The 24,254-nt window shown below is 58.1% G+C and carries 29 protein-coding genes and 1 pseudogene; 19 read left to right on the top strand and 11 right to left on the bottom strand.

The genetic code is table 11. From position 1 onward, the window contains the following. Window positions 1-29: 29 nt before the first annotated feature. Together ACLBWT_RS05565 and ACLBWT_RS05560 are read right to left on the bottom strand one after the other, a co-directional pair. Window positions 30-1,049: an efflux RND transporter periplasmic adaptor subunit gene (locus tag ACLBWT_RS05565; RefSeq protein ID WP_447662047.1), complete on the bottom strand. Its 1,020-nt coding sequence runs from the start codon at window positions 1,047-1,049 to the stop codon at window positions 30-32. Continuing rightward, window positions 1,033-1,722: an ABC transporter ATP-binding protein gene (locus ACLBWT_RS05560; RefSeq protein ID WP_447662046.1), complete on the bottom strand. Its 690-nt coding sequence runs from the start codon at window positions 1,720-1,722 to the stop codon at window positions 1,033-1,035. Before ACLBWT_RS05560 ends, ACLBWT_RS05565 begins: the two co-directional genes overlap by 17 nt. Before the next feature lie 264 nt (window positions 1,723-1,986). On the opposite strand from ACLBWT_RS05560, the gene ACLBWT_RS05555 reads away from it, so the two are divergent. From ACLBWT_RS05555 to ACLBWT_RS05545, 3 genes are all read left to right on the top strand, one after another. Next, window positions 1,987-3,360, top strand: coding sequence for an ABC transporter substrate-binding protein (locus ACLBWT_RS05555; protein ID WP_447662045.1), 1,374 nt, complete (start codon window positions 1,987-1,989; stop codon window positions 3,358-3,360). Window positions 3,361-3,456: 96 nt separating this feature from the next. Next, complete coding sequence (locus tag ACLBWT_RS05550; RefSeq protein WP_447662044.1) at window positions 3,457-4,347, top strand: carbohydrate ABC transporter permease; 891 nt, start codon at window positions 3,457-3,459, stop codon at window positions 4,345-4,347. A 23-nt stretch (window positions 4,348-4,370) separates the two neighbouring features. Continuing rightward, window positions 4,371-5,195, top strand: a complete 825-nt coding sequence (locus tag ACLBWT_RS05545) for a carbohydrate ABC transporter permease (protein ID WP_447662257.1) — start codon at window positions 4,371-4,373, stop codon at window positions 5,193-5,195. A gap of 124 nt (window positions 5,196-5,319) precedes the next feature. Here ACLBWT_RS05545 and ACLBWT_RS05540 read toward each other — a convergent pair whose 3' ends face one another. Further along, window positions 5,320-5,577 carry a hypothetical protein gene (locus tag ACLBWT_RS05540; RefSeq protein ID WP_447662256.1) on the bottom strand — a complete coding sequence of 86 codons (258 nt, stop codon included), beginning with the start codon at window positions 5,575-5,577 and terminating at the stop codon, window positions 5,320-5,322. On the opposite strand from ACLBWT_RS05540, the gene ACLBWT_RS05535 reads away from it, so the two are divergent. From ACLBWT_RS05535 to ACLBWT_RS05520, 4 genes are read left to right on the top strand one after another with little or no spacing between them, the layout of a single operon-like run. Continuing rightward, a complete protein-coding gene (locus tag ACLBWT_RS05535; RefSeq protein ID WP_447662255.1) occupies window positions 5,487-5,981 on the top strand; it encodes an HD-GYP domain-containing protein in 495 nt (164 codons plus the stop codon). The two genes, ACLBWT_RS05540 and ACLBWT_RS05535, sit on opposite strands and share 91 nt — an antisense overlap. Further along, window positions 5,872-6,240 (top strand): HD-GYP domain-containing protein, encoded by a 369-nt coding sequence (locus ACLBWT_RS05530; protein WP_447662254.1) that lies wholly within the window; start codon window positions 5,872-5,874, stop codon window positions 6,238-6,240. Before ACLBWT_RS05535 ends, ACLBWT_RS05530 begins: the two co-directional genes overlap by 110 nt. Beyond that, window positions 6,134-7,078 carry a copper amine oxidase N-terminal domain-containing protein gene (locus ACLBWT_RS05525; RefSeq protein ID WP_447662043.1) on the top strand — a complete coding sequence of 315 codons (945 nt, stop codon included), beginning with the start codon at window positions 6,134-6,136 and terminating at the stop codon, window positions 7,076-7,078. The genes ACLBWT_RS05530 and ACLBWT_RS05525 overlap by 107 nt, the downstream gene beginning before the upstream one ends. A gap of 3 nt (window positions 7,079-7,081) precedes the next feature. Continuing rightward, window positions 7,082-7,663 (top strand): hypothetical protein, encoded by a 582-nt coding sequence (locus ACLBWT_RS05520; protein ID WP_447662042.1) that lies wholly within the window; start codon window positions 7,082-7,084, stop codon window positions 7,661-7,663. A gap of 676 nt (window positions 7,664-8,339) precedes the next feature. Here the strand turns inward: ACLBWT_RS05520 and ACLBWT_RS05515 are convergent. The 3 genes from ACLBWT_RS05515 to ACLBWT_RS05505 form a co-directional block, all read right to left on the bottom strand. Then, window positions 8,340-9,731 (bottom strand): aldehyde dehydrogenase, encoded by a 1,392-nt coding sequence (locus ACLBWT_RS05515; protein WP_447662041.1) that lies wholly within the window; start codon window positions 9,729-9,731, stop codon window positions 8,340-8,342. Between the two features lie 29 nt (window positions 9,732-9,760). Continuing rightward, window positions 9,761-10,063, bottom strand: coding sequence for an ArsR/SmtB family transcription factor (locus ACLBWT_RS05510; protein WP_447662040.1), 303 nt, complete (start codon window positions 10,061-10,063; stop codon window positions 9,761-9,763). 201 nt (window positions 10,064-10,264) lie between these two features. Then, the gene (locus ACLBWT_RS05505; protein ID WP_447662039.1) at window positions 10,265-11,641 is read right to left on the bottom strand and encodes an MFS transporter; all 1,377 of its coding nucleotides are present in this window, start codon (window positions 11,639-11,641) and stop codon (window positions 10,265-10,267) included. Window positions 11,642-11,721: 80 nt separating this feature from the next. On the opposite strand from ACLBWT_RS05505, the gene ACLBWT_RS05500 reads away from it, so the two are divergent. Next, complete coding sequence (locus tag ACLBWT_RS05500) at window positions 11,722-11,958, top strand: hypothetical protein (RefSeq protein ID WP_447662038.1); 237 nt, start codon at window positions 11,722-11,724, stop codon at window positions 11,956-11,958. A gap of 103 nt (window positions 11,959-12,061) precedes the next feature. On the opposite strand, the gene ACLBWT_RS05495 is transcribed toward ACLBWT_RS05500, so the two are convergent. The 3 genes and pseudogenes from ACLBWT_RS05495 to ACLBWT_RS05485 all read right to left on the bottom strand — a co-directional run. After that, window positions 12,062-13,069: a FecCD family ABC transporter permease gene (locus ACLBWT_RS05495; RefSeq protein WP_447662037.1), complete on the bottom strand. Its 1,008-nt coding sequence runs from the start codon at window positions 13,067-13,069 to the stop codon at window positions 12,062-12,064. Continuing rightward, window positions 13,066-14,076, bottom strand: a complete 1,011-nt coding sequence (locus ACLBWT_RS05490) for a FecCD family ABC transporter permease (protein ID WP_447662036.1) — start codon at window positions 14,074-14,076, stop codon at window positions 13,066-13,068. The genes ACLBWT_RS05495 and ACLBWT_RS05490 overlap by 4 nt, the downstream gene beginning before the upstream one ends. A gap of 64 nt (window positions 14,077-14,140) precedes the next feature. After that, window positions 14,141-14,340 (bottom strand): annotated as a pseudogene (locus ACLBWT_RS05485) (ABC transporter substrate-binding protein); the annotation flags it as partial. 284 nt (window positions 14,341-14,624) lie between these two features. Between ACLBWT_RS05485 and ACLBWT_RS05480 the strand changes: the two are divergent. Beyond that, on the top strand, window positions 14,625-16,367 hold the full coding sequence (locus ACLBWT_RS05480; RefSeq protein ID WP_447662035.1) for a methyl-accepting chemotaxis protein: 1,743 nt from the start codon (window positions 14,625-14,627) through the stop codon (window positions 16,365-16,367). A gap of 37 nt (window positions 16,368-16,404) precedes the next feature. On the opposite strand, the gene fabV is transcribed toward ACLBWT_RS05480, so the two are convergent. Next, window positions 16,405-17,595, bottom strand: a complete 1,191-nt coding sequence (gene fabV / locus ACLBWT_RS05475) for an enoyl-ACP reductase FabV (RefSeq protein ID WP_447662034.1) — start codon at window positions 17,593-17,595, stop codon at window positions 16,405-16,407. A gap of 282 nt (window positions 17,596-17,877) precedes the next feature. On the opposite strand from fabV, the gene ACLBWT_RS05470 reads away from it, so the two are divergent. The 6 genes from ACLBWT_RS05470 to ACLBWT_RS05445 all read left to right on the top strand — a co-directional run bounded on the left by ACLBWT_RS05470 (window position 17,878) and on the right by ACLBWT_RS05445 (window position 22,240). Further along, the gene (locus ACLBWT_RS05470; RefSeq protein WP_164762954.1) at window positions 17,878-18,024 is read left to right on the top strand and encodes a hypothetical protein; all 147 of its coding nucleotides are present in this window, start codon (window positions 17,878-17,880) and stop codon (window positions 18,022-18,024) included. Between the two features lie 106 nt (window positions 18,025-18,130). After that, window positions 18,131-18,907: an SDR family NAD(P)-dependent oxidoreductase gene (locus tag ACLBWT_RS05465; RefSeq protein WP_447662033.1), complete on the top strand. Its 777-nt coding sequence runs from the start codon at window positions 18,131-18,133 to the stop codon at window positions 18,905-18,907. A gap of 382 nt (window positions 18,908-19,289) precedes the next feature. After that, window positions 19,290-19,682, top strand: a complete 393-nt coding sequence (locus ACLBWT_RS05460; RefSeq protein WP_447662032.1) for a phage holin family protein — start codon at window positions 19,290-19,292, stop codon at window positions 19,680-19,682. 157 nt (window positions 19,683-19,839) lie between these two features. After that, window positions 19,840-20,220 (top strand): cytochrome C oxidase subunit II, encoded by a 381-nt coding sequence (locus ACLBWT_RS05455; protein ID WP_447662031.1) that lies wholly within the window; start codon window positions 19,840-19,842, stop codon window positions 20,218-20,220. Window positions 20,221-20,468: 248 nt separating this feature from the next. Beyond that, a complete protein-coding gene (locus ACLBWT_RS05450; protein ID WP_447662030.1) occupies window positions 20,469-21,563 on the top strand; it encodes an ABC transporter permease in 1,095 nt (364 codons plus the stop codon). Next, a complete protein-coding gene (locus ACLBWT_RS05445) occupies window positions 21,560-22,240 on the top strand; it encodes an ABC transporter ATP-binding protein (RefSeq protein WP_447662029.1) in 681 nt (226 codons plus the stop codon). The genes ACLBWT_RS05450 and ACLBWT_RS05445 overlap by 4 nt, the downstream gene beginning before the upstream one ends. 78 nt (window positions 22,241-22,318) lie before the next feature. Here the strand turns inward: ACLBWT_RS05445 and ACLBWT_RS05440 are convergent, their stop codons facing one another. Further along, window positions 22,319-22,570: a hypothetical protein gene (locus ACLBWT_RS05440; RefSeq protein WP_447662028.1), complete on the bottom strand. Its 252-nt coding sequence runs from the start codon at window positions 22,568-22,570 to the stop codon at window positions 22,319-22,321. A 132-nt stretch (window positions 22,571-22,702) separates the two neighbouring features. Here ACLBWT_RS05440 and ACLBWT_RS05435 point away from each other — a divergent pair, with 132 nt between their 5' ends. The 4 genes from ACLBWT_RS05435 to ACLBWT_RS05420 all read left to right on the top strand — a co-directional run bounded on the left by ACLBWT_RS05435 (window position 22,703) and on the right by ACLBWT_RS05420 (window position 24,253). Next, window positions 22,703-22,990 carry a Dabb family protein gene (locus ACLBWT_RS05435; protein ID WP_076358198.1) on the top strand — a complete coding sequence of 96 codons (288 nt, stop codon included), beginning with the start codon at window positions 22,703-22,705 and terminating at the stop codon, window positions 22,988-22,990. A gap of 47 nt (window positions 22,991-23,037) precedes the next feature. Next, window positions 23,038-23,163: a hypothetical protein gene (locus ACLBWT_RS05430; RefSeq protein WP_021880370.1), complete on the top strand. Its 126-nt coding sequence runs from the start codon at window positions 23,038-23,040 to the stop codon at window positions 23,161-23,163. 12 nt (window positions 23,164-23,175) lie between these two features. Beyond that, a complete protein-coding gene (locus ACLBWT_RS05425) occupies window positions 23,176-23,595 on the top strand; it encodes a DUF86 domain-containing protein (RefSeq protein ID WP_447662027.1) in 420 nt (139 codons plus the stop codon). Window positions 23,596-23,740: 145 nt separating this feature from the next. Beyond that, window positions 23,741-24,253 carry a hypothetical protein gene (locus ACLBWT_RS05420; protein WP_447662026.1) on the top strand — a complete coding sequence of 171 codons (513 nt, stop codon included), beginning with the start codon at window positions 23,741-23,743 and terminating at the stop codon, window positions 24,251-24,253. Window position 24,254: the final 1 nt, after the last annotated feature.

The following is a 24,254-nucleotide window of genomic DNA, read 5'->3' as shown; positions in this document are numbered from 1 at the left end:
CCTCCTCTATGAGCGGGGTGAGAGAGCGGTTATTGCAGGACAATGACCTGCCCCTCCTTCAGGCCTTTCAAAATCTCGACGTCGGTGGAGCTGGAGATGCCGGCCTCGACATCGGCTTCCCGCAGCCGCTTGCCGTCCTCCAGCAGCCGGACGAACGTCCGTCCCTGGTAAGTCCGCAGGCCGCTCTTCGGAATGACGAGCGTATTTTTGCGCTGCTCGGTGATGATGAGGATGCTTGCCTGCGTGCCGATCTCAACATTGCCGGGCAAGCCCTGGACGCTCAGATACAGGGTGGAGGCGTATTTGTCCGCCAGCGCCTTGTTCGGCGTCTGCGGAGCCGAATCCGGCGTCTGCACGACTTTGGCGGCATAGGTCTTGTCCTCGATCTTCACTTCGGCCGGCGAGCCGAGCTTGACGCCGCCGAGATCTCCTCCTGAATCGAATCCCATCGCGAGCCGCAGCCTGGACGGATCCGAGACGACGGCCAGCGTCTGGTAGGGCGCGACGAGATCTCCTTCCTGGAGCGAATCGGCAAACGTGACGACGCCGCTGAGCTTGGAGCGGATGACGGTATGGTCCAGCTGCTCCTTCAATCTCGCGTATTTGAGCCTTTCGATATCCAGCTGCAGGCTCGCCAGCCTGCGCCCTTCCTTGTCGGACGAGGGCATCCGCTTCAAGGCATACGAAGCGCGCTCCGCGGCAAGCTCCTGCTCCTTCACCTGCAGATCGAGGCCGTCCACAAGCAGCCGGGCGAGCACATCTCCGGCTTGGACGCTGTCTCCAGCCTGGACCTCGATCTTCTCCAGCCTGCCTCCTTGGCCCGACAGCTGGGCCCGGTCGGTTCTCAAGGATTCGAAGGATCCGGTGCCGCTGACTTCTTTCTGGACGGTGCCTTTTCCGGCTTCGGCCGTCCGGTAATTTTCCGATGCGGGCTTGACGAGCGGCGGCTTCAGCTCCGCTTCCTCGCGCGGAAGGAGGGAGCAGCCCGATGCGGCCAGAGACAGGACGAGAAGAGCGGCTGCAGCGGACAAGCTAACGGACTTCGGCAATGTGGCCATCCTCCAATTCGAATACGAGATCGACGATTTCCATGACGGCGGGGTCGTGGGTGGCGAGCACGACGGTCAGGCCTTGCTGGACAAGCTCGCGAAAGGCTTTCATGATCGTAAGCCCGGTGCGGCTGTCGAGCTCGGCCGTCGGTTCGTCGGCCAGCACGAGCGCGGGCCTGCGGGCGATCGCCCTGGCGATGGCGGTGCGCTGCTGCTCGCCTCCCGACAGCTCGAACGGACGGTGATGCATTCGCTCCGCGAGGCCGACCTGCTCGAGAGCGGCGATGGCGGCTGCCTGGCGTTCCTTGGCGGGCACTCCCGCTACCCGGAGCATGAACTCGACGTTCTCGTAGGCGGTCATGAGCGGCACGAGGGCGAAGGACTGGAAGATGAGGCCGATCTCGGTCCGCCGGAGCTCATCCCGCTGGCGGCCGGTCAGCTTCGTCAGGTCGCGGCCGCCGAGCTCGATGATGCCTTCGGTCGGCGTATCCAGCGCTCCGAGCAGATTGATCAGGGTCGTCTTGCCGGAGCCGGATCTTCCCTTGAGCGCGACCAGCTTGCCTGCGGGAAGCGCGAGATCGATTCCCTTGAGCACGGCGACGGAGTTCTTGCCCCTGCCGAAGATGCGGGTGATGCCGGAAGCCTGGAGAATAAGCGGGGAAGCTGCGGGCATGGTTCGTTCACCTCCCAATGTTCAATTCCTTTACCATTAATTTACTGCATCTGGGAACGGTTACAAGGTCTGGATCCACCTTGGTTATGTCTGATCTTATGATCTTGGCCTGTGGCCTGCTGGTTCGCGACATCCCTAGCGGCAGGAGGTGCGAGATCGCGACAACATGGTCCTGAACGTACTAAAGGGCCAAGTCCGGCCGTATGTTGGTATTGGCATTTCGTAAGCGCATTCATCGTGAAGCGGATATCGGGAGGGGATTCCATGAGGCCAGGCAATCGGAAGCTGCTGTCTGCGGGAGCAGTCGTCATGTGCACGGTGATGGCGATAGGCTGCAGCAGCCAGTCCGGGGACGGCGGCAAGACCAGTTCCGGCAAGACGACGGTGACCATTACGTACAGGGATGACGGAATCGGAGAGAAGGGCGTTCTCTACAAGTGGATCAAGGAGGTCGCATCCACGTTCCCGGACAAAAGCATCGAGATCAAGCCGACTCCGATCCAGGCGTCGGAGGGCGATTATTTCGCAAAGATCGCGCTCGCGCTGAAGTCCAAGGACACCGCCCCCGACATCGTGACCGAGGATACGTTCATTCTCAACTCCGACGCCGCGGCGGGTTATCTGGAGCCGCTGGACGAGAGGCTGAAGGGCTGGGAGGACTGGGGCAACGGCTCCTTCATCGAGGCGATGAAAAAAGGCGTGACGGCCAGCGACGGCAAGGTGTACGGGGTTCCTTACAATACAGATTCACGCGGGCTTTGGTACAACAAGGAGCTGTTCAAGAAGGCGGGGCTGCCGGAGGACTGGAAGCCGAAAACCTGGGATGAGGTGCTGGACGCCGCCAGAGCGATCAAGGCCAAGGAGCCGGATGTCGTGCCGATCTGGATGAACATGGGCAAGGCGACGGGCGAGGCGACCTCGATGCAGACGTACGAGATGCTGCTCTACGGAACCGGGGAGAGGCTCTACGACGACGCGAGCGGCAAATGGGTCACCAAGAGCCAGGGAATCAACGACGCGCTCTCCTTCATCGATACGGTCAACAAGGAAAAGCTGGGCCCGCCGCTCTCCAAGGTGTTGAACGGGCAAGCGGGCAATACGGCGACGCGGGAATACTTGCCCAAGGGCAAGCTCGCCATCTCGCTGGACGGCTCGTGGATTCCGGGCAACTACCTGGACGGCGGAGCCGCTCCATGGCCGGAATACAAGGATGTGCTCGGCTTCGCCCCGATGCCGACGAGCAAAGGGCAGGCGCCAGGCTCCATCACGCTGGCCGGCGGCTGGGCGCTCTCGATCCCGAGCAACGCCAAGCATAAGGACGCGGCATGGTCATTCATCAAGTACGCTCTGAATAAAGAAAACACCGCCAAGCTGGTCATCGCTTCAGGCAACATCACCGTTCGGGCGGACGTGTCCAAGGACCCGGCATACACGAAGATGCCGTTCAACGAAATCGCCACCGATTACCTGAAAAACGCGGAGTTCCGCCCTGCGCAGGATAAATATCCGGAAGTATCCACCCAGATCCAGGCGATGGTGGAATCGGTCGCGACCGGCACCTCGCCGGCGGACGCTGCAAGCAAGTACGCGCAGGACGTATCGAGAATCGTGGGGGCCGACCATACGATGGAGAAATAGCAGCACGGCCGCGGCCCCGGACTGAAAGGCGGTCCGGGGCATACCGGCGAAGCGGGAAGCGGGACGCCTGCGCATATCCGATAGGAGGGATCGACCATGAGCTCCATAGCGGCCGCCGTGCCGGGCAGGACGCGCAAGAACCGTACGTGGATCTACTTTCTGCTTCCGTCCGTCGCCATCATGCTGCTCTTCTTCATCTATCCGATCCTGCTGACCTTCTTCTATTCCTTCACGAATCTCGCGCTGACCGGGGAATCGGCCAAGGAGCTCAAGTTCATCGGCATCGACAATTACACGCATATGTTCAAGGATCCTACGGTGAGGACGGGCATCTGGAACACGATCGTGTTCCTGCTCGGATCGGCGGTCATCGGCCAGCAGGTGCTCGGCTTTCTGATCGCGCTGCTGATGAAGCACAAGAACAAGACGTTCCGGCGCATCATCGGCACGGTCGTGCTGGCGGGATGGGTGACGCCGGAGATCGTATGCGCTTTATGCCTGTACAGCTTTTTCGGAGACGAAGGGACGCTCAACGCCATTCTCGGATTTGTCGGAGCGAAAGGAATCGCCTGGCTGTACACGATGCCCATGTTCACGGTCATCCTGGCGAACATCTGGCATGGCACGGCCTTCTCCATGCTTGTATTCCAGGCTGCGCTGGACGATGTGCCGAGCGAGATCGAGGAGGCTGCCGTCGTGGACGGCGCTTCGAGATGGCAGATTCTGATCCGGATTACGATTCCGTACATCAAGGATTCCATTACGACGAATATGATGCTCGTGACGCTGCAGACGCTGGGAGTGTTCGGCCTCATCTACGCGATGACCGGAGGCGGGCCCGGCACGGCGACGACGACGCTGCCGATCTTCATGTACAATCAGGCTTTCGTCAATTATCAGCTCGGATACGGTACCGCCATCTCGCTGCTGCTCCTGCTGATCGGAATCGTGCTGAGCCTGTTCTACATCCGTTCGATGAAGTCTTAAGGAGAATCCGCCCTATGAAGAGGATGAAACGCAAGCATGCGGGCCGGATGGTTCCCTATGCCATCCTGGCCGCCATCGGCCTTTGCTTTGTTCTGCCCCTTTTGTGGGTGCTTGTCGCGTCCGTGGATCCCAATGCGATGCAGACGCTGAAGATGCCAAGCCGCCTGACCGGAGGGAATTACGCGTCCGTGCTGTCGGACAGCGGCAACCAGCGCGTGTTCGCGATCGGACTGCTGATGTCGCTCGGCCAAGCCGTGCTCGTCGTGCTGCTGGCTCTGCTGGCGGCATATCCGCTCTCCCGGTATCAGCTCAAATACAAGAAGCCGTTCATGCTGACGGTGCTGTTCATGACCTCGCTGCCGATCACGGCGGTCATGGTGCCCGTGTATCAACTGTTCCTGAGCCTCAAGCTCTACGACAACGTGATCGGCGTCGTGCTGTTCTACGTAGCCTCTTCGATGCCATATGGAATCTGGATGCTCAAGAACTTCCTCGATGCCGTCCCGGCGGATCTCGAAGAGGCGGCCTGGGTAGACGGCGCTTCCGTGTTCGCCGGCATCCGCAAGGTCGTGGCGCCGCTCATGGTGCCGGGCATTTGCACCGTCGCGATCTTCACCTTCTCGGGCAGCTGGGGGAACTTCTTCGTGCCGTACATCCTGCTGCAGTCGCCGGGCAACTTTCCGGCCTCGCTCAAGCTGTACCAGTTCTTCGGCCAGTATGGAATGGCGGATTACGGCAAGCTGGCCGCCTTCTCGGTGATGTACGCCATGCCGTCCATCGTGCTGTACGTCCTGTCCCAGCGCTTCATGTCCAAAGGGTTCGGCTTGCAGGGCGGGACGAAGGGGTAGGATGAAGCGGGGGAGAGAAGAGAACGTGAAAAAGGGGCGGCTGCCTGCGGCATGCCGTCCTTTTTATTTTCCGTATGGGATCTAGCAGGAGAAACAATTTAGAAAGCCGATTTCGAAATATACTTTAGTACTGAATTAATAATGGCGGCAAAGAGTAATGACATGAGCGACAAGAGCTGATGAGGCTGGCGGCCGCGAGCAAGGTGGATCTGGCCTGTGCCCGATTGGACGGAACGGTTTCCTTCCGCTCGTCGGACTCCCTCCTTCCAGGAGTGGACAACGATATAGACGGTGACCGAATTATCACCACATAGGCTACGTGTCCCCAGAGCGCGTCCAGCAGCTGGGTTCTTAAGAACACCTGGTTATTGTGGCTGGCCAGATGGAGTAGAAGCTCGAATTCCTTGGCGGACAAGGCAATCTCTTGCCCGTCTGCCGTGGCTGTATGACAATGACATTCTATATTATGCAGGCGCCTTAACTCACGACATCAGCAAAATCGGTATGCCCGACACAATCTTAAAGGGCAGGGGTCTTTTGAATGCAGAGGAGCGTGCGTTAGTTCGTCAGCACGTCGAAGATGGCCATGACTTGCTCAAATATCTGAATATGCCGGTTATTATGCTAGATATCGTGCGGTATCATCACGAACGGTTTAATGGATCAGGCTACCCTATTGGGTCTATCTGGACAGGAGATTCCACTTGCCGGACGAATAGCTGCTATAACCGACACTTACTCCGCTCTTACATCGGATCGACCGTATTCCAAGGCTGTGTCGCATGAAACGGCAATAGCCATTATGGAGAAGGATGCAGAGCAGTTTGATCCTAAAATTCTTGAGGTATTCATCCAAATGCCTGACGTTAGATTACCTAACCGAATGGTAGGCCAATGCCGAAGTAAAATTCAAAAGAAATTAAAAGGAGCGAAAAATAATGAAAAAAGTAGCTATCGGATTTGCAGCACTTGTGCTTGGAAGTATGACTCTATTGAGTCCAACAAAAGGATCTGCGGCATCAAGCGAGGTTATTATTCAACCTAAGCTTTCTATTGAAGTTCTTGTCAATGCCCGAAAAGTACAATTCCCAGATTCGAAACCTCAAATGGTAAACAATACGGTTCTTATTCCGCTACGCTTTGTGTCGGATAAGCTCAATGTGAAGCTTTCTTTAAGCGGCAAAGCCATCACGATGGTTAAAGGTGACAAAACGGTTAAGCTGACAATCGGAGCAAAAACGGCGAGTGTGAATGGAAAAACCATTACCCTGGGAGCAGCTGCATCGGCAACCAATGGCCGGACGATGGTCCCTCTTCGTTTTATCAGCGAGGCATTTGGAGAAGTTGTAGAGTGGGATAACTTGAATCAGTTTGTATGGATTGGAAATAAAGAAATACCTGACGCTGAGGATCTTGGAAAGAAAGAAGACATGAAATCATACTTGCATTACTACGGCGATCAGGATTTCTTTTTAGACACCTTTACTGACAAAGGTAAAATCAGATTATCAACTGCTAAGGTTCTATCCTCAAGGGATCTACCCTTCAAAATGGGCAAACAAATTTATTATCGTTTGGATCTAGCAAATACAAACCGGGGGGAGAAATATATTCGAGTATCCTCCACTGACTTTACTAATATCGGAGTTCTACTGGTATGCTTGGCCGATGATAATTCGGCACGTTCAAGACTTAGTACACTTCGGTTTAAAGAAGGCAATAAATCCATCAATATTCAATATAATCCCATTACATCAAGGACAGATGAAATTCAGATAAACAAGAAAGACTGGGAGAATTTTAAACCTTCTAATATAGATTTTCTTCAGATTACCGGCGGAACTTCTTACGCTTTATTATTCAAACCTGATTGGAGTGAATAAGAATTGCAAATCTCCAAAAAGACATTTATATCAATTTTCTTGATCCTCAGTATTTTATCAAGTTTTATACCGGCATTCGGCAAAGAAGTTCTTGCTGCACCAGGCGAAGGAAACCCAAGTATTGTTCCAGCTCGAGATATAAATAATCCGAACAGCGTATTCAGATACGCTGTTGGTTTTATGTATATGGATATTTGGAGTAATTCCGCGGGTCAGTGGACTACATATAAACCCAATGATGAAGTAACTTTTGACGCTCCTTATACTTTTAGTTTTCCAGGCAGAACTGTAAAAGACGTTACGATTCGGAAATTTAATTCATCTTCCCAAGCAGATATTGATTATTTTAATGCTTCGCGCCCGACGGAAGACGGGCAATATCAGAGTTATGAATGCTACGTTGGTCAAACCATAGGAAGTCCACAAGTTGTAAGTGGTTCCAAGACCGGTATAGATACAAGTACGGTGAATTTTAAAGCGCAAATTACAGGGAAGCTGTCTTCCAGTGTCATTTTCGAGCTTGAATGTCCAAACTGTTCTTCAAACGTTCACGGATATAGATACAAGCTTCAACGATCAAAGTAGAGCTATGAAGAAGGGGGAGTCGGTTACCCTTGGTACAAGCAGTGATTATGAATACATCGGTTATAAGGAAAGCACGTCGGAGGTACCAAGCGGAGGAGCAATCATATCAGGGAATCCTTCGGCCTTCATATACGATGGAGCATACGATACAAAATTTATTACTCTATACTATTCAAAAAAAGCAGATGGAACGGCATATATTCGTCATGTGACTCGGGATGGCACTAGTATTGACAATGTTTTTACTGACAAGTCCTGCCGGCGCGGCCATGCGGTCATGCCAGCAGAAGTAAGCATTGATGCATGTTAGCAATTCGCTTAACGAGAACGGCTTCCTTCATATCCGGAAGCATGAGATCAAGAATGACATAATTTGGCTGAAGCAGCTCGATGATCTTCAAGCCGTCTAGGCCGTTTCCGGCCACAGCGGCTTCATAGCTGTTTCGGTCCAAGTAATCTCGTGCGGGAAATATTCTTTTCATCCTCGATAAGGATTTTTTTTAAGTCTATTCATCGTGACTAATTCCAAGCATAATTTTTCCCTCAATATCCTTATTGTAGCTGACGCGGGGCTCAGTTGGACAGGTCATGCAGCGAGCTCACATAATCAGCGCGCAGCAAAAAAAATCTGTCTTACAGACAGGTTTGGAAGATGTTCAATAGAATCGGCGCGGCGCTACTTCAAAATCTTCTTGATCCACTTCAGTTTATCTCCATAAGGCGGATACAGGAAGCTGGAATTGAACTTCGTACTGCGCTTCAAGATGCTCTTCTTGTGGGAGAACAGCTCGTAGCTGTGGCGCCCGTGGTAAGCGCCGATCCCGGAATTGCCGACGCCTCCGAACGGAAGCTCGGGATTGACGATATGGGAGATCGTGTCATTGACGCTGCCACCGCCGAACGGCACGCGGGCCAGCACTTCCTGCTCCGCCTGCTTGCTGGAGGTGAACAGATAGAGCGCCAGCGGCTTGGGGCGGCTGTTGATGAGGCGGACCGCTTCGTCCAGGCTTTCGTACTCGAGAATGGGAAGCAGGGGACCGAACAGCTCCTCCTGCATGGAAGCCGAGCGGTGGAAGTCCGCCTCCAGCAGCGTCGGCTCGATATAAAGCCGGTCGCGGTCCATTTTGCCGCCGTGCAGAATGCCTTCCTTATCCTTCTCCAGCACGCCGGCAAGCCTGTCGAACTGGCGGGCGTTCACGATTCGGCCGAAGTCCGGGCTTGCAGAGGCATCCTCCCCATAGAAGCGGGTGAAGGCTTCCTTCAGCCGGGCCACCAGCTCCTGCTTGATCGATTTGTCCACGAGCAGATAGTCCGGAGCGATGCAGGTCTGGCCGGCGTTCATCAGCTTGCCCCAAGCGATGCGCATCGCCGCTGTCTTCAGGTCGGCCGTCCGCTCCACGATGACAGGGCTTTTGCCGCCAAGCTCCAGCGTCACGGGAACAAGGTTTTTCGCCGCGGCCTCCATGACGATGCGGCCGACGGGCACGCTGCCCGTGAAGAAGATGTAATCGAACGGAGCCGCCGTCAGAGCGGCCGTCGTTTCCTTCTCGCCTTCGATCAGGCGGATATAGGAAGGGTTGAACGTGTCCCGGATGAGCTCCGCGATGACAGCCGACACATGCGGCGTATTCTCGGAAGGCTTGAGCACCGCGCAGTTGCCGGCGGCGATCGCCCCGAGCAGCGGCTCGATCAGCAGCTGGAACGGATAGTTGAACGGGCCGATGATGAGCACGGTGCCGTACGGTTCCCGGTGAATGCGGCTGCTGGCCGGCATTTGGAACATCGGGGTGCCGGTCCGTTCGGGCTTCGCCCAGCGCTTCAGCTTGCGCGTCATGAGGCGCAGGCTGCTGAGCGTATATCCAATTTCGGACATATAGGCTTCGGTTTCGCTTTTGTGCAGATCCAGGTAGAGAGCCTCGCTCAGGCGCTGCTCGTAGCGGCGTATCGCAGCGCCAAGCCGGTTCAGCTGCTCGATGCGGTAGGCGATCGGAAGAGTGGCTCCGGCGGCGAAGAAGCGGCGATGCTCTTGAAGAACGGCTTCGACATCAGCGGGGGTAACGGTATTCATCCAGCGTCCTCCTTGACAAAAATGATGGCTTACAGGCAGTGTTCTTCCAATGCGGCGAGAAGCTTCTTCAACAAAGCGGCTGAAGCCTCCAGGGTGATGGAGTAATGGCGCTGCGTGCCCTGCTGCTCGCAGGCGACGAGGCCGGCCTGCAGGAGCAGCTTCAGGTGGTGGGAGACGGCGGGCCTCGATAGATGGAGCTTGTCGGTCAGCTCGTTCACGGTCAAGGTTCCATGCTCATGCAGCAGCATCAGAATTTCCTGACGGTTGGAATCTCCCAGCGTCTGAAAGACAGGAAGGCATTCCCGCAGATGCTGAAGCGTCAGCTTGCCCATGGGAATCTCCTCCTTTATCTATAGTCCAAAGGTTTAAAAATTTGAACGGATCTATTGGAATTATATCATGATGGCCTGAATGATCCAAACGCTGCGGCGCAAGCCGGCGATACCGGCCTCCGTAGGGATTCCGGCATTTCGGAGCCATACCAAAGGAAGCCCGGGATCGCTCCCGGGCTTGTTCCTTTTCCATCGAATTCGTCAAACGGCTTCGGCAGTGCCTTCTCCGCTGCGAGGGTTCCTGGACGCAAGGCAGTACCAGGCCAGCACGGCTGACGATATCAGGCTGACTCCCAGCAGGACGGCATAGACCTTGGAATAGCTGTCGGCAGCGGGCAGAGCGGAATAATGATGCAGCAGCAGGCCGCATACGGCGGTGGAGACCGAGCCTCCGAAAAACTGCATCAGCTGCATGAGCCCCATGCCTGAGCCGAGGGATTCTCTCGGCAGCAGCTGCGAAGTCTCGTTGTTCAGCGATGCGGTCGAGGCTGATATGGCAGGCGAGAACAGCATATATCCGCACAGGATGAAGGCCGCCGAATGGGGCAGGCCGAGCATCTGGGCGAGCAGAACGCCGGCGAGCACGCCATGCCCGATGAGCAGGAACAGCCGGTTCCCGAAGCGGTCGATCCAGCGGCCGACGAACGGCGTCAGAATGGCGGACAGGACCGCTCCCGGAGCGATCGTGAGGCCGATCGCCAGCGGAGAGCGCCCATACAGGTCGGCCAGGGCGAGCGGCATCAGGAACAGATTGCCGAGGTTCATGACGAGCACGCACCAGCCGACGGCCAGCAGCTTGCGGTAGCGCCGGTTTTTCAGCAGTCCGGAATCGAGGAACGGAGCCGGGCGGCGGCGGATATGCCAGACATGGGCGGCGAGGGACAGCAGGCTGACGGCAAGCCACCATGGCGACAGCCTCGTTATTGCTAGCAGCAGCGAGAGCGCGTTGACGACGGTCAGCGCCGCCCCGGCCTTGTCGAAGCCGCTGGACGGCGGCGCATCCTTCGGCAGCAGCCGGAGCAGGAAGGGCATGACGAGCAGCACGAGGCATGTAAAGCCGAACAAGCCGTTCCAGCCCCAGTACTCGGTGATCAGGCCGCCCACGATGGGACCCATCCCGAAGGCCATGGCGCTTCCTGCCGAGATCATCGCAATGGCGCTGCCTCTGCGGTGAGCCGGGACATACCGTCCGGCGATGATCAGGCCGAGGCCGGCCATGACGCCCGCGCCGGCCGATTGCAGCAGCCTGGCTCCGAGCAGGATCGCGAAGCTGCGTGCGAACAATCCGGTCACAGAGGCGATGCCGAGCACGGTCAGGCCGATGACGAGCAGCCGCCGGAGCGGCACGGAATCCGAGAGCCGGCTGTAGATCACGGTCGAGAGGGCATAACCGATGGAGTAGCCGGAGATGATCCAGGAAGCGAGATCGGCGGTGATATGAAGATCCCGGATGATGCTCGGCATCGAGACGTTGAACATCGTTGTGTTCATGATGACGACGAAAAGACCGCAGGTCCAGACCGCCATGATCAGACGATCGTTGACGGGCCGCGGCGATGAAGCGGAAGCGGATGACAAGGCGAAGGATTCCTTTCCAGGCTTTCTATAATAGCTTACTATATCATAGTTCAGAAGTGAGATTTATTCCGGCGGAGATATTGCATAAGGTTATTCTGGCTGCGCTTGTCGCCGCCGGCGTCATCTTCATCCCGCAAGCGTTCGTCAGCAACCCCTGGGAGCTGATGGGGCTGCGGTTTCTGCTCAGCTTGACTGCGGCGGGGCTGACCCCGTCCGTCAACATCCTATTTAAAAAAATCACGCCGGTATCCCTGACGGGCAGGATGTTCGGATTCTCGATGTCCTCCAGCCGGCGGATCAGTGGGATGACCGGATGACCTGATGAAGCAATACGCAGGAGACAACAAATAAAGCCGCCCGGATGCTCCCGGGCGGCTTCGCGGTCGGGACGGTCCATTTGGACCGTTCCGTTTTCATTGATCAAGCTTTTTTGAGCAGAAGATAGATGAAGTAAGGGGCTCCGATGAACGCGGCCACGGTTCCGGCCGGGATGCCGGCCGGATCGGCCATGTTGCGGCCGATCATGTCGGCCGCCATCAGCAGCACGCCGCCGGTGAGGATGGCGATCGGCAGCGACAGCTGGTTGCGCGGTCCGACTAGCGTCTTGGCGATATGCGGCGCCATCAGCCCGATGAAGGAGATGCCGCCGGTGACAGCGACCGAGGAGGCCGCCAAGGCGACGGCGGCGATGAGCAGCTTGATCCGCTCCCGGTTCACGGGCAGGCCGATGCCGACGGCTACCGGCTCGCTCAGCTCCAGCAGATTGAGCTGGTTGGCCTTGTAGAGGGTGAACGGAATCAGGATGATCAGCCACGGCAGGAGAGCCCAGATGAAGATCCAGTCGGTTCCCCAGATGCTGCCCGCGAGCCATTTGGCGATGAAGTCCACCTTCTCGCGCGTGGCGGAGGAGATGATCACGACCATGACGCCGGAGAGGGACAGGGAAAACCCGACTCCGACCAGCACGAGCCGGACAGGCTGGAGGCCTTCTCCTCTTCGGTAGGAGAACAAGTAGATGAGCAGGGCCGTGGCCATCGCGCTGGCGAAGGAGACGAACGTGATCAGGTACACGAACGAGCCGGGCTCGATGGGGGCGAACAGGAAGAAGAGCGCGACGCCGAGGCCGGCGCCGGTATTGATGCCGATAATGCCGGGATCGGCCAGATCGTTGCGGGTCACCCGCTGCAGGATGGCGCCGGAGAGGGCCAGGCCCATGCCGGCCAGGAACGTAATGAAGATTCTCGGGAGTCGGATCGACAGGATCAGATCCTCCTTGCCGGTTCCGTGGCCGGACAGCACGGGGAGCAGGCGCTTGTAGCCGAGGCTGGAGTAGCCCCATCCGGCGCTGATGAACATGAGGGTTGCGGCGAGCGCGATCAGGACAGCGACGATGATGCGCTGCCGGCGGATAATCGAAGAGGCGATCATTGGAAGGCAGGCCCTCCTTTCTTCACGATCCAGAGGAAGAACGGCAGGCCGATCATGGCGACGATAGCCGTAATCGATGTTTCGTACGGAGCGTTGATCGTACGGCCGAGCGTATCGGCGACCAGCATCAGCGCCCCTCCTCCGACAGCCGATACCGGGATGACGAACCGGTAATCGGGTCCGACGATCTTTCTCGCGATATGCGGCACGAGCAGCCCGAGGAACGCCAGGTTGCCTGCCAAGGCGACCGACGCGCCCGCCAGGATGATGACGACGACATACAGCAGCAATTTGATCCGGGCGATGTTCTGGCCGAGCCCGGTCGCCACGTCTTCATTCAGGCTCATGATCGTCAGATGCCTGGAGAACAGCAGCGCCAGCACGATGCCGGCGGCGATGAAAGGCGTAATGGCGCCGAGCTGCTTCCAGGTCGTGCCGATGACGCCGCCGGAGTTCCACAGGGACACTTGCTGCGATATTTTGAAATAAAGGCCGACAGCTTCGGCGACCGCGTAGAGAAGAGCCGATACGGCCGCTCCCGCAAGCACGATGCGAAGTGGCGAGAAGCCGCCCTTCTGCACGGCTCCGATTCCGAAGACGACGAGCGCGCCGAAGGAGGCTCCGGCGAAGCAGCTCAGCATGATGCCGAAGTAGCCGGCCTGAGGGAACAAGGCGATCGTGATGGCCAGCATCGCGTTGGCTCCGGCCGTCAGTCCCAGCAGGCCCGGATCCGCGAGCGGATTGCGGGTCATTCCCTGCATGACGGCGCCGGATACGGCGAGCGCGGCTCCGACGGCAAGCGCGGCCAGCTCGCGGGGAAGGCGGAATTCGCGGATGAGCACTATTTTTTTGCTCGTTTCGCTGGAGGTCATGGCCAGCCATACTTCGCGGAAGCCGATGTCGGCCGCTCCGAGCAGCATCGAGGCGAGGAAGGCGGCGGCAAGGACAAGCAGGGACGCGGCAAGCTTATACCCGAAGTGAAGCCTTCGGCGGATTGGACTGGACATCGTTGATCATTCCTTTACCCGAAATAGCGGAAAGGAATCCAGATAGAGTTCCTTCCGGCACGGATTAGTTTCCGAGGAAATGCTGCTTGAAGAATTCAAGCTGGTATTCGAGCGAAACCGGGTCGTTGAAGTAGAACTCTTTGCGTTGGCTTCGTACACCCGGTTGTTCTTGACGGCCGGAATGTATTTTACGTTTCGGATTCCTGGTAGGAGTTGTCGGTCCGGGTTTTTGCTGATGATCATATAGTTGTCCTTGAAGCGGGGATTGTCTTCGGACCAGCTTTCCACTCCGACCAGGTTGACGCCAAGCGTTCTTTATAAATGATAATGATTATCAGTATTAGTTGGTTCCCACTATAAAACGAGTAGGAGGAGGTTGTCAATACAAAATAAGGATGGGAAACAAACGATCGAGGCAGGACTGAAGTCCTTCTCCGGAAGTCCCAACGTTAACAGGGAGTTGATGAAAATCATCATGTTCGTTAACTTTCCTCTGCTAGGATAGATGCTGAACTAGCATAAATTTACATCATGCGGGGGCTGACGAGATGAAGAAGATAAGCGCGGTTGCAAGGTCCATGAAAATGAAGCTGGCGGCAAGCTTCCTCTTTATTGCCCTCTTTTTCCTGGCGGCTGTCCTCTATCAGGGCGGCATGCAGGGCGGCGTCAGGAATTCCATGACGCAGCTGAAGACGGAGATGGAGAAGCGGATAACGACGGCCAAGATCAACCAGTTCCTGCAGGAGATGAACGCAGCCGAAAGCCTGCTTAAGCAGACAAGCGACACGGAAACGGCCAAGTCGTTCGAGACGATGAGCGCCGCCCTGCATAAGGAGCTGGACAAGCTGTCGTTTCCGGAAGGAGGGACGGCTGCGGAGGATCTCGCCAATCTGAGAAGCAAGGTCGGCGAATATGAGAAGGATTTCGCCGGCATGGTCGAGGTACTCGACGATGAGGACATGGATCCGCTCGCCGTCCTGGACAAGGTCGATCAGCTCCATACGCACGCCTCGGCGGAAAGCCAGAACATGCTGGACATCACCTCGCGGCTGGGAGCGGCAGCAGACCGGAACGCGCGGTCGGCGCAGGAGCATTCGTTCGAGCTGCTCAGCCAGACTTCAGATGCATCGCTTTACGGTCTTGCCGTCGTCCTGATCTTCACGGTTATCGTGGCTTTCGTCCTGATCCGGTCGTTTGCCGCTTCGGTGAGCCGGCTGCAAAAGGCGGTCGCGGCGCTCGCTTCGGGAGATATGCGCGTGCGGATCAATTCCCGCAGGCGGGACGAGCTGGGAGAGCTCAGCCGGCACTTCGACGATATGGTGTCCAAGGTCCGCAGCATGCTGGGACAGACACGCGGAGTGGCCGCCTCGATGACGGACTACTCCGAGTCTTTCCGCTCCTCTGCCGGCGTTACAGCCAAGGCCAACGAGGACATTCTCGTCTCCATCGGGGAGATCTCCGCCGGAGCGCAGCAGCAGTCCGGATTGTCGGAGCATAGCGCCCTGCTTATCGGGCGGCTGGAGCATGAGCTGGATGAGATGCTGAAGGCGATGGACGCCGTCATGTCGGCAAGGGAGCAATCCGGCGCCAATATCGGCAGCGGGCTGTCGGCGATGGGCGAGCTGGGCGGTTCGGCGAAGCGCTCCGGCGAATCGATCGAGGGGATGTACCGGCAGCTGGATACGCTTAGCCGCCAGTCGGAGGAAATCAGCGGCGTCACGCGTCTGATCGCGCAGATTTCGGCCCAGACGCAAATTCTGGCCTTGAACGCCTCCATCGAAGCGGCTCAAGCCGGCGTTCATGGCAGAGGCTTCGCTGTCATCGCGGAGGAAGTCCGCCAGTTGGCATCCCAGACGAAGCAGTCCACCTTCCATATCGGCGGCCTGATCGAAAGGCTTCAGGAAGGGATGGCGAGCTTCCGGGAATCCATGCTGGAGACGAAGCGCGGACTTGACGAGCAGGAAGGACAGGTCGCGGTCACGCTCGACGCCTTTGAATCCATCAGCCGTTCCATGGAAGACATCGGCACCCGCATCCATCATGTCCACGGCCAGGTGCAGCGCACGCGCAGCAGCAACGAGGAGTTGGCCGGAGCGGTCCGCAGCGTCGCCGCCATAGCCGGACAGACCGCGGCGGGAGTAGAGCGGATGAGCGCCTTGAGCACGGAGCAGCACGAGGCGATCCGGGGAATCGCCGGCCAGGCGGGAGATATCCACGATCTGTCGGGCCGGCTGTTCGGGGAGATCAGCGTATTCGTCCTTGAAGACGAGGATTCCCATCCTCGATCCTAAATGAAAAAACGCCTGCGAAGGCGTTTTTTTCTTGTTCTTATTTGGCGCCCGGAATCTCGACCTGAGGGTCGACATCCTGATCGTAATCGACGCCTTCCGTCTCGAATCCGAACAGCTGGAAAAATTCGCGGCGGTAGCCTTCGAGATCCGTCAGGCTGTAGATGGAATCCGTGTCGACACGGTTCCAGACGGCATCCACTTCCTCCTGCACGTCGGCTCGCAGCTCCCAGTCGTCGATGCGGATGCGGCCTTTCTCGTCGACCGGCGTGCCTGCCGGATTGTAGAGGCGGTCGGCGAAGAGGCGGTGGGTCTGCTGGATCGTATTCTCGTGCAGCCCCTTCTCCTTCATGATCTTGTAGAGAGCCGAGACATAGAGGGGAACGACGGGTATCGCCGAGCTCGACTGCGTCACGAGCGCCTTGCTGACCGATACGTAAGCGCGTCCTCCGATCGGGGAGAGCTGATCTCCGAGGCGCAGCGCCGTTGCTTCCAGGTCGTCCTTGGCCTGGCCGATCGTGCCGTCGCGGTAGATGGCTTGCGTAATTTCGGATCCGATGTAGGAATAGGCGATCGTCGCGGCTCCTTCGGCGAGCAGGCCGGCGTCCTGAAGCCGGTCGATCCAGCGCTGCCAGTCGGCTCCGCCCATGACGGCTACAGTCTGGGCGATGTCGTCGCCTTCGGCCGGCTCGATCGTCACGTCGGTCACTTCGCCGGTATGAAAGTTGACGGTCTTGTTGCTGTACGGAGCGCCGATCGGCTTCAGGACCGAGTTGAACGTCTCTCCCGTATCGGGATCGGTACGGCGGGGAGCCGCGACGCTGTAGACGACGAGATCCACCTGGCCGAATTCCTTGGCGATGACGTCAACGACGCGGTCCTTGGTCTCGTCGGTGAAGGCGTCGCCCGTCACGCTGATGGACTTCAGTCCCGCTTCGGCCGCCTTGCGCTCGAATGCGGCGGAGTTGTACCAGCCGGCGGATGCGGTGCGCTTATCCGTCGCGGCGCTCGGGCGGAAGACTCCGATCGTGTCGGCGCCGGCTCCGAAGGCGGCGGCGATGCGGGCGGACAGGCCGTAGCCGGTCGAGGCGCCAAGCACGAGCACGCGCTTCGGCCCTTCCCATCTAGGCTGGCTTTTTATGTAGTCGATCTGCTCCTGGACCTGCTTGGCGCAGCCTTCCGGATGGGCTGTCGTGCAGATGAAGCCGCGGGTTCTTGGTTTGATGATCATGAAACGCTTCCTCTCTGTACCGATAATGATTGCTGTCTATATTTTAACGAGTTTGGCGCCAAAAGGGAAACAAAAGGGCTGAGGCCATCATGACTTCCGGCATGCAGGGGCATTCTAAGCAGGCTTCGCTGCCTGGCCGGCCGCCTGCCTGGCTGTCTGCTTGGCCGTGTCAGTCTGCCTGTCTATCCGGCTGTCTATCCGGCTGTCTATCCGGCTGTCTGCCTGGCCGGCTGCCTGCCAGCGGAGCGGGCGCATGTTCAGGAGAGAAAGGAGGCATGAGCCATGTCGCGCAACAAAAAGCATTCGTTCGAAGACAAGCAGAAGGGATACGCGGAGCGGAGCAAGGAAGCCGAGAACAACCTTGCCGCTTCCACGAACGAGAACAGGAACCAGAAAGGCCATGTGCCGAACAGCCCTTCGACAGGCTGATCGGGCAAGAGCCAAGCGTGAGGGGGCCGGACCGGGCGGAAGCCGGGTCCGGCTTTTTTTGGAGGTTTGACGGCGGCTCCCCAAGGTAAAGTATGATAGGCAGGGAATGAACGCCGAAAGGGGAGGATGCAGGGTGAGATTCAAAGGAAAAACGGTCGTCGTGACCGGAGCCGGTTCCGGAATCGGACGGGCCGTCGCGCTCGGATACGCTGCGGAAGGCGCGGATGCCGTGCTTGTCGACCGGAATCGGGATGGAGCCGATGAAACCGCGTCTCTGATACACGCAAGCGGAGGAAGCTGTTCGGCATGGACGGCCGATCTCGGCAAGCCCGAGGACATCGGCGCATTGTTTGCAGGCATAAAAGAACGTTATGGAAAAGTGGATATTCTGATCAACAATGCCGGCATCAGCGCGTTCAAGTCCATCTGGGAGCTGGAGGTGGAGGAATGGGACGAGGTGCTGAACACCAATCTGCGCGGCGCCTTCCTTTGCAGCCGAGCAGCGGCCCTCCTGATGAAGGCGAACGGCCGAGGAGGCTCCATCGTCAATATGGCCTCGACGCGCGCGTTCATGTCGGAGCCTTCCTCCGAAGCCTATGCGGCCTCCAAGGGCGGGATCCTGTCGCTTACCCACGCTTTGGCGCTGTCGCTGGGCGAGGAGGGCATTCGGGTCAACTCCGTGAGCCCGGGCTGGATCGAGACCGGCAGCACGGCCAGGCTGAGCGAAGCCGACCACAAGCAGCATCCGGCAGGACGGGTAGGACTTCCGGAGGATGTCGTCCGGGCCTGCTTCTACTTGACCGACCCGGACAACGATTTCGTCACGGGAACCAATGTGACGGTCGACGGGGGCATGACCCGCAAAATGATCTACATCGACTGACAAGCGACCGCCCTTCGATGATGCTCCAGCCGGATGCGGCAGAGCCATCATCAAGGGCGGCTGTTTTCGTTTTGCTCCTGGGAGAAATAAGCCCAATGCGAGCAGCGGCGAAGTCAAAGGGCTCGAGCGCGGATCGGGATACGATGGATAAAGTTTCCGCCATAGGGCTAATCTATCCTCGAAAGAGAAGCGGCTGGCCAAGAGCGGGGAATGGCATCCGCGTTCCGAGCAGCTGAAGGTCGCGTTCATTTCGACCTGGTCCACACCGGCAAATTACATCTGACCTGAACCTGGCTCGCGTTGAAAAGGCGGACAACCATCACATTCCCCTTCTATCGGCATACGATAGTCTATCAAATGCTGATAGAGGGGGGTAACGGGGATGAAAGATGCGTCCACGGGCTCGCTTGTTGCGATCATCGGCTTGATGATCGGATTTGCGTTCGGCGCCTGGCATCAATCGCTGACGCTGCTGCTCGTCTGCATGGCGGTCGATTATATTTCCGGAATGGCGGCTTCTCTGCGCGAAGGGAGACGTCTGAGCAGTCTGGTCGGCTGGTGGGGGCTGGCGCGCAAGGGACTTACGCTGCTCGTCATCCTCATCGCGCACCGGATCGACGAGCTTATGGGAGGCAACGCCGTCATGACGACTGCGATTTTCTTCTATACGGGCAACGAGCTGTTGTCCATCACGGAGAATTACGGCCGGGTCGGCTTGCCGCTGCCGGGAAGGATCAAGGCGTTCATTGAAATCTTCCGCAAAAAAGATTCATGATCGCCACGGAATGTTCATGAATCTGTCAAACATTTCGGGATAAAATAAAATTGAAAACGGTTAAAGCTTGTGATCATTTCCTATTCTTAGGTATTATAGAAGCAGTCATGGTCAAATATGGGCATCTCATCTAAGCATGAAGGGGAGCAAGGAACGCATGAAATACGTAATGTCTACAATGCTGATTATCGCAGCCCTGCTGGGTCTGTACATGCTGACGATCGGACTTCCGCTGCCGCCGAAAGACGAGAGCGCTGGACTGCCCGAGGGCGTCGAGCTGCTGAAGGTAACTGCGTCGCAGGACTTCGTGTTCGACCAGAAGGAATACAAAGTCAAGGCCGGCCAGAAGTACAAGCTCGTCCTGCACAACAAGAGCGGCATGCACGGTCTGGCCATCGAGGATTTCGGCATCGACCTGCAAGGCGACAAGATGGAGCAGGAAGTCACCTTCGACAAGCCGGGCCGCTACAAAATGCACTGTTCCGTCATGTGCGGAACCGGACATGCGGACATGGTATCCGAGCTCGTCGTCGAGTAGCATCGGCATCGGAAAAGCGTTTCTCCTTTTTGAGGAGAGACGCTTTTTTTGCGCTTCAGCGCGTTTTTTGCGATCGCTCATGCCGCCTGAGATGCCGTCGGCGCAGTCGCTGCGTCTCCAGCGCCGGATTCGATCGGCCTGCCGTCCGGCTGCTCCTGTCAGAAGCCATGCAGCCGCTTGTAATCTCCGGTTCACGCTCCGTTCACGCAGCATCTCTAAGCTGAAGGCATGAGAAGGAGGAGATGTTCATGTTTTTGGCTTTGCGGGAAATCAGGCATTCCAAGCTGAAGTACGCGCTGATCGCGACGATCATGCTGCTCGTGTCTTTCCTGGTGCTGTTCGTGACCGGGCTGGCGCAAGGATTGTCCTATGCGAACGCATCCTCGGTCGTGAATATGAAGGCCGATTACTTTATTGTCCAGAAAGGCTCGGACAGCCGGCTCGCCCGCTCCGCGATAACGCCGGTGCAGGGGGCCGCGGCCAAGGAGGCAGCCGGGGAGGAAGCCGTCCAGCTGCTTGGCGTTCGCATGGCTTCGCTTCAGAACGAAGCGACGGGGGCCCGGCTTGACGCCGCGCTCATGTCGGTGCAGCCGGATGGCTGGCTGGCGCCGCCCGTTGTCGAGGGGACGAAGCCGGCCGCAGGGACGGATGGCGCCATCGTCGTGGACCGGAAGCTGTCGGAATCGGGAGTTAGGCTCGGGACGAAGCTAACCGACACGGTCACGGGCCGCAGCTGGACCGTCGCCGGCTTCGTGAAGGATGAATCCTACAGCCATACGCCGGCGGCGTTCGTCAGTCCGGCGGAGTGGAGCAAGCTGCAGCAGTCCGGACGGGAAAGCGGCTACAACGCGATTGCGTTCCGCGGCAGCCAGGCCGATGCGGAAGCGCTGCAGGGCAAGCTGCCCGGCACGGAGCTGCTCGCCAAGAATCAGATTATCCAGGCGATTCCCGGCTATTCCGAGGAGCAAGGCACGCTGGTCATGATGATCGCATTCCTGTTCGTCATCTCGGCATTCGTCCTGGCGGTGTTCTTTTATGTCATGACCATCCAGAAGACGAGCCAATTCGGAATCTTGAAGGCGATCGGCTCCAGAACCGGCTATTTGTCGGCAAGCGTCCTCTGGCAGGTGCTCCTTCTGGCCGCGGCCAGCTTGACGGGGAGCCTGCTGCTCATCTGGGGCATGCGCGCGGCGATGCCCGCCACGGTTCCTTTCCAGCTTGATGCCGGAACGGCGGCCTTCACCTGCGCCTTGTTTCTGCTTACATCGATAGTCGGCTCGTTGTTGTCTGTCATTAAGGTAGCGCGCACCGACGCGCTGGATGCGATAGGGAGGACGGCATGATGAAACCGAGACTGATCATGGAAAATGTGACCCAGAAGTTCCAGGACGGCGAATCGAGCGTGACGATTCTGGACGGCTTGTCGCTGGAAGTCGGAGAGGGGGAGCTGGTCGCCGTGACCGGACCTTCCGGTTCCGGCAAAAGCACCTTCCTCTCGATCGCCGGAGCGCTGCTGTCTCCGACCGGAGGCGAGGTGAGCGTAGACGGACAGCCGCTCGTCGGCATGGATGCCGGACAGCTGGCGGATCTGCGGCTCACCAAGCTGGGGTTCGTGTTTCAGTCCGCGAACCTGATTCCTTATCTGCGCGTCGAGGAGCAGCTGCTGCTAGTGGCGAAGCTGTCCGGAACTCCTGCCGCCGCGGCATCGGAGCGGGCGAAGGAGCTTCTTGAGCGGCTTGGGCTTGGCCACCGCAGAAGATACTATCCCGAGAAGCTGTCCGGAGGCGAGCGGCAGCGCGCGGCCGTCGCGAGGGCATGGATGAACGATCCGTCGGTCATCTATGCCGATGAGCCGACGGCAAGCCTGGATGCCGAACGAGGCCGGGATGTTGTCCGCATGCTCCGGGACGGCGTGAAGGCGCAGAAAAAAGCGGGCGTCATGGTCACGCATGACGATCGGGTTCTGGAGTTTTGCGACCGCGTGCTGAAGCTGGAGAACGGCCGGCTGCAGCCGGCTTGAGCCCGGCCACTGCAGGAAACGGAAAAGCCCTGGCGGACATCTGCTCGAAGCAGGTGTCCGCCAGGGCTTTCCGGTTGATCAGGCGTTGCTTTTGCGGCGCTCGGCCTGGATGATCCGGTCGCAGGCGTATCCGATGGCCGCATAACAGGCGATCGTGAGCGCGTACATGATCCAGACCGGCGTGGCATGGATGTCGTAGAATACATCCGAGATCCAGGCGACAGGGCTGAACATGAAAAAGAGGAAGTTATGGGGGTCATACCCCGTCGAGCTGAAAAGGCATAGGGCAAGGCTGATCAGGACCGCGGCGATCGTGACGGGATAACGCACCTGTTCTTGCTCCCTTCTGCTGGCATTGCCGAATGCTGCGGCTTGAGTTATTATGGGTCAAAAGGGCTCGGGACATGCAGATGACGCAAGTTCCGCGCCGATTCATGATCAAGAGGGAGCGTTTTCACTACCATGCTGACCCATATCGTGTTCTTCCGCCTCAAAGACCGCAGCGCAGACAGCGTGGAGCGCACGGCCTCCGTCCTGCGGGACATGGAAGGCCGCATCGAGGTGCTCCGGCACCTGGAAGTAGGCGTCGATGTCGTCCATTCCGAGCGTTCGTACGATATCGCTCTCGTGACCAAGTTCGATTCCCTGGAAGCTCTTGGAGAATACCAGGTGCATCCGGTCCATCAGAAGGTCATCGAGCACATGAACGAGGCCCGCGAATCTTCCGTGAGCGTGGACTACATAGGCTGAACCAACAAGCAGGAGGAGCTCCGGCTTCTTAAGGAAGGTGCGTAAGTATGCAGGAAGAATCGCTTGGGGAAGATTTTTATCAGATGATCGTCTATCTGTTCGTCGTCATCGTCAGCAGCATCATCATGATAGTCTGGCTGAAGCGGCGCGGCAGAAAAAAGAATAACCGATAACGGAGGCGCTTCATGTATTACGTCAATGTGCAAGACATCCGTCTCAGGCTCGGCGCCATGCCGGAGCTTGAGCAGGCGCTCAGGGAGCTGGCGGCCGGCTGGCAAGGAACGCTGCTTCAGGGGCTCGCGCAGGAGAGAGCTCTCCATCTGGCGATCGAGACCGTGACGGACGTAGGCAGCTGCCTCATCGACGGCTATATCATGAGGGATGCGAGCAGCTACGAGGATATCGTCGAGATCATCGGCGGCGAGGAAGTCATCGATGCCGGGCTTGCCCGCAGCTTGTCGGAGCTGGCATCGCTGCGCCGCAAGCTCGTCCAGGAATATTATGATTGGCCGCGAAGCGAGCTGCATCCTTTCACGACGCAGCTGCCCGGCTGGCTGGCGAGCTTCCGGGATCAGGTGGAGACCTATCTCGCCAAGGAACAATGACAGCACGACTTCAAGTTCGAAAGCCGCCCTCCGGAGGGCGGCTTTTTTATTTTTAGATTGAAGTGTCAAGCCAAGCCCACGCCGCATCTACTGATCTCAGGCAATGGGCTCCCGCCCGGAACCGGAACATGCAGGAGGTGGAGGCATGGCAGCTTGGATCGCGGCGCTAGGGGCCGCCGTGGCGGCAATCGCCGTCGCTGCGGCGGCATGGCAGTTCGTCGTGGTGCTTCGCCGTCTTAAAGCCTGGATGGAAGAAGCCCAGTCGTCAGGAAACAAATCGCAGGAGCAGCTCGACGAGCTTCTGAGCGATGCGCGCCATGCTCTGCGGCCCGCAAGAGAGGCGGCTGAGGAAGCGAGGCGGCAGCTGATGCTGCTCGGTCCGGTCCTGGAATCCGCCCTCAAGCTGCAGGACGCAGCGAACCATGCCCAGATGGCGGCGCGCAAGATCGCTCATGCGGCTGCGGACACGGCCGAATCGGCTGCAGTCCGCGTAGAGCAGGCTGCCGGCAAATACCGGGAGCAGATCGATCAGGCCATCGGCATCGCCGAAGTCGCGCTCGAAGGATGGATGTTTTGGCGCAGCCGCCGCGAAAAGATTGGGATTTCTGCATGTTCCGTACGGAAGAATGGGAACCCTAACGAGGAAGGGAGCGATTAAG

This window comes from Paenibacillus sp. D51F, from assembly GCF_053345695.1.
This window is presented reverse-complemented; position numbering and strand designations above follow the sequence as displayed.

Bases quoted from the DNA above. Each gene is read 5' to 3' on its own strand.
- ACLBWT_RS05445 (WP_447662029.1), top strand. From the start codon at position 21,560: ATGATGAAACCGAGACTGATCATGGAAAATGTGACCCAGAAGTTCCAG.
- ACLBWT_RS05515 (WP_447662041.1), bottom strand. From the start codon at position 9,731: ATGAATACCGTTACCCCCGCTGATGTCGAAGCCGTTCTTCAAGAGCAT.
- ACLBWT_RS05480 (WP_447662035.1), top strand. From the start codon at position 14,625: ATGAAGAAGATAAGCGCGGTTGCAAGGTCCATGAAAATGAAGCTGGCG.
- ACLBWT_RS05510 (WP_447662040.1), bottom strand. From the start codon at position 10,063: ATGGGCAAGCTGACGCTTCAGCATCTGCGGGAATGCCTTCCTGTCTTT.
- ACLBWT_RS05560 (WP_447662046.1), bottom strand. From the start codon at position 1,722: ATGCCCGCAGCTTCCCCGCTTATTCTCCAGGCTTCCGGCATCACCCGC.
- ACLBWT_RS05550 (WP_447662044.1), top strand. From the start codon at position 3,457: ATGAGCTCCATAGCGGCCGCCGTGCCGGGCAGGACGCGCAAGAACCGT.
- ACLBWT_RS05450 (WP_447662030.1), top strand. From the start codon at position 20,469: ATGTTTTTGGCTTTGCGGGAAATCAGGCATTCCAAGCTGAAGTACGCG.
- ACLBWT_RS05455 (WP_447662031.1), top strand. From the start codon at position 19,840: ATGAAATACGTAATGTCTACAATGCTGATTATCGCAGCCCTGCTGGGT.
- ACLBWT_RS05490 (WP_447662036.1), bottom strand. From the start codon at position 14,076: ATGTCCAGTCCAATCCGCCGAAGGCTTCACTTCGGGTATAAGCTTGCC.
- ACLBWT_RS05425 (WP_447662027.1), top strand. From the start codon at position 23,176: ATGTATTACGTCAATGTGCAAGACATCCGTCTCAGGCTCGGCGCCATG.
- ACLBWT_RS05460 (WP_447662032.1), top strand. From the start codon at position 19,290: ATGAAAGATGCGTCCACGGGCTCGCTTGTTGCGATCATCGGCTTGATG.
- ACLBWT_RS05545 (WP_447662257.1), top strand. From the start codon at position 4,371: ATGAAACGCAAGCATGCGGGCCGGATGGTTCCCTATGCCATCCTGGCC.
- ACLBWT_RS05470 (WP_164762954.1), top strand. From the start codon at position 17,878: ATGTCGCGCAACAAAAAGCATTCGTTCGAAGACAAGCAGAAGGGATAC.
- ACLBWT_RS05430 (WP_021880370.1), top strand. From the start codon at position 23,038: ATGCAGGAAGAATCGCTTGGGGAAGATTTTTATCAGATGATCGTCTAT.
- ACLBWT_RS05435 (WP_076358198.1), top strand. From the start codon at position 22,703: ATGCTGACCCATATCGTGTTCTTCCGCCTCAAAGACCGCAGCGCAGAC.
- ACLBWT_RS05420 (WP_447662026.1), top strand. From the start codon at position 23,741: ATGGCAGCTTGGATCGCGGCGCTAGGGGCCGCCGTGGCGGCAATCGCC.
- ACLBWT_RS05555 (WP_447662045.1), top strand. From the start codon at position 1,987: ATGAGGCCAGGCAATCGGAAGCTGCTGTCTGCGGGAGCAGTCGTCATG.
- ACLBWT_RS05525 (WP_447662043.1), top strand. From the start codon at position 6,134: ATGAAAAAAGTAGCTATCGGATTTGCAGCACTTGTGCTTGGAAGTATG.
- ACLBWT_RS05495 (WP_447662037.1), bottom strand. From the start codon at position 13,069: ATGATCGCCTCTTCGATTATCCGCCGGCAGCGCATCATCGTCGCTGTC.
- ACLBWT_RS05465 (WP_447662033.1), top strand. From the start codon at position 18,131: ATGAACGCCGAAAGGGGAGGATGCAGGGTGAGATTCAAAGGAAAAACG.
- fabV (WP_447662034.1), bottom strand. From the start codon at position 17,595: ATGATCATCAAACCAAGAACCCGCGGCTTCATCTGCACGACAGCCCAT.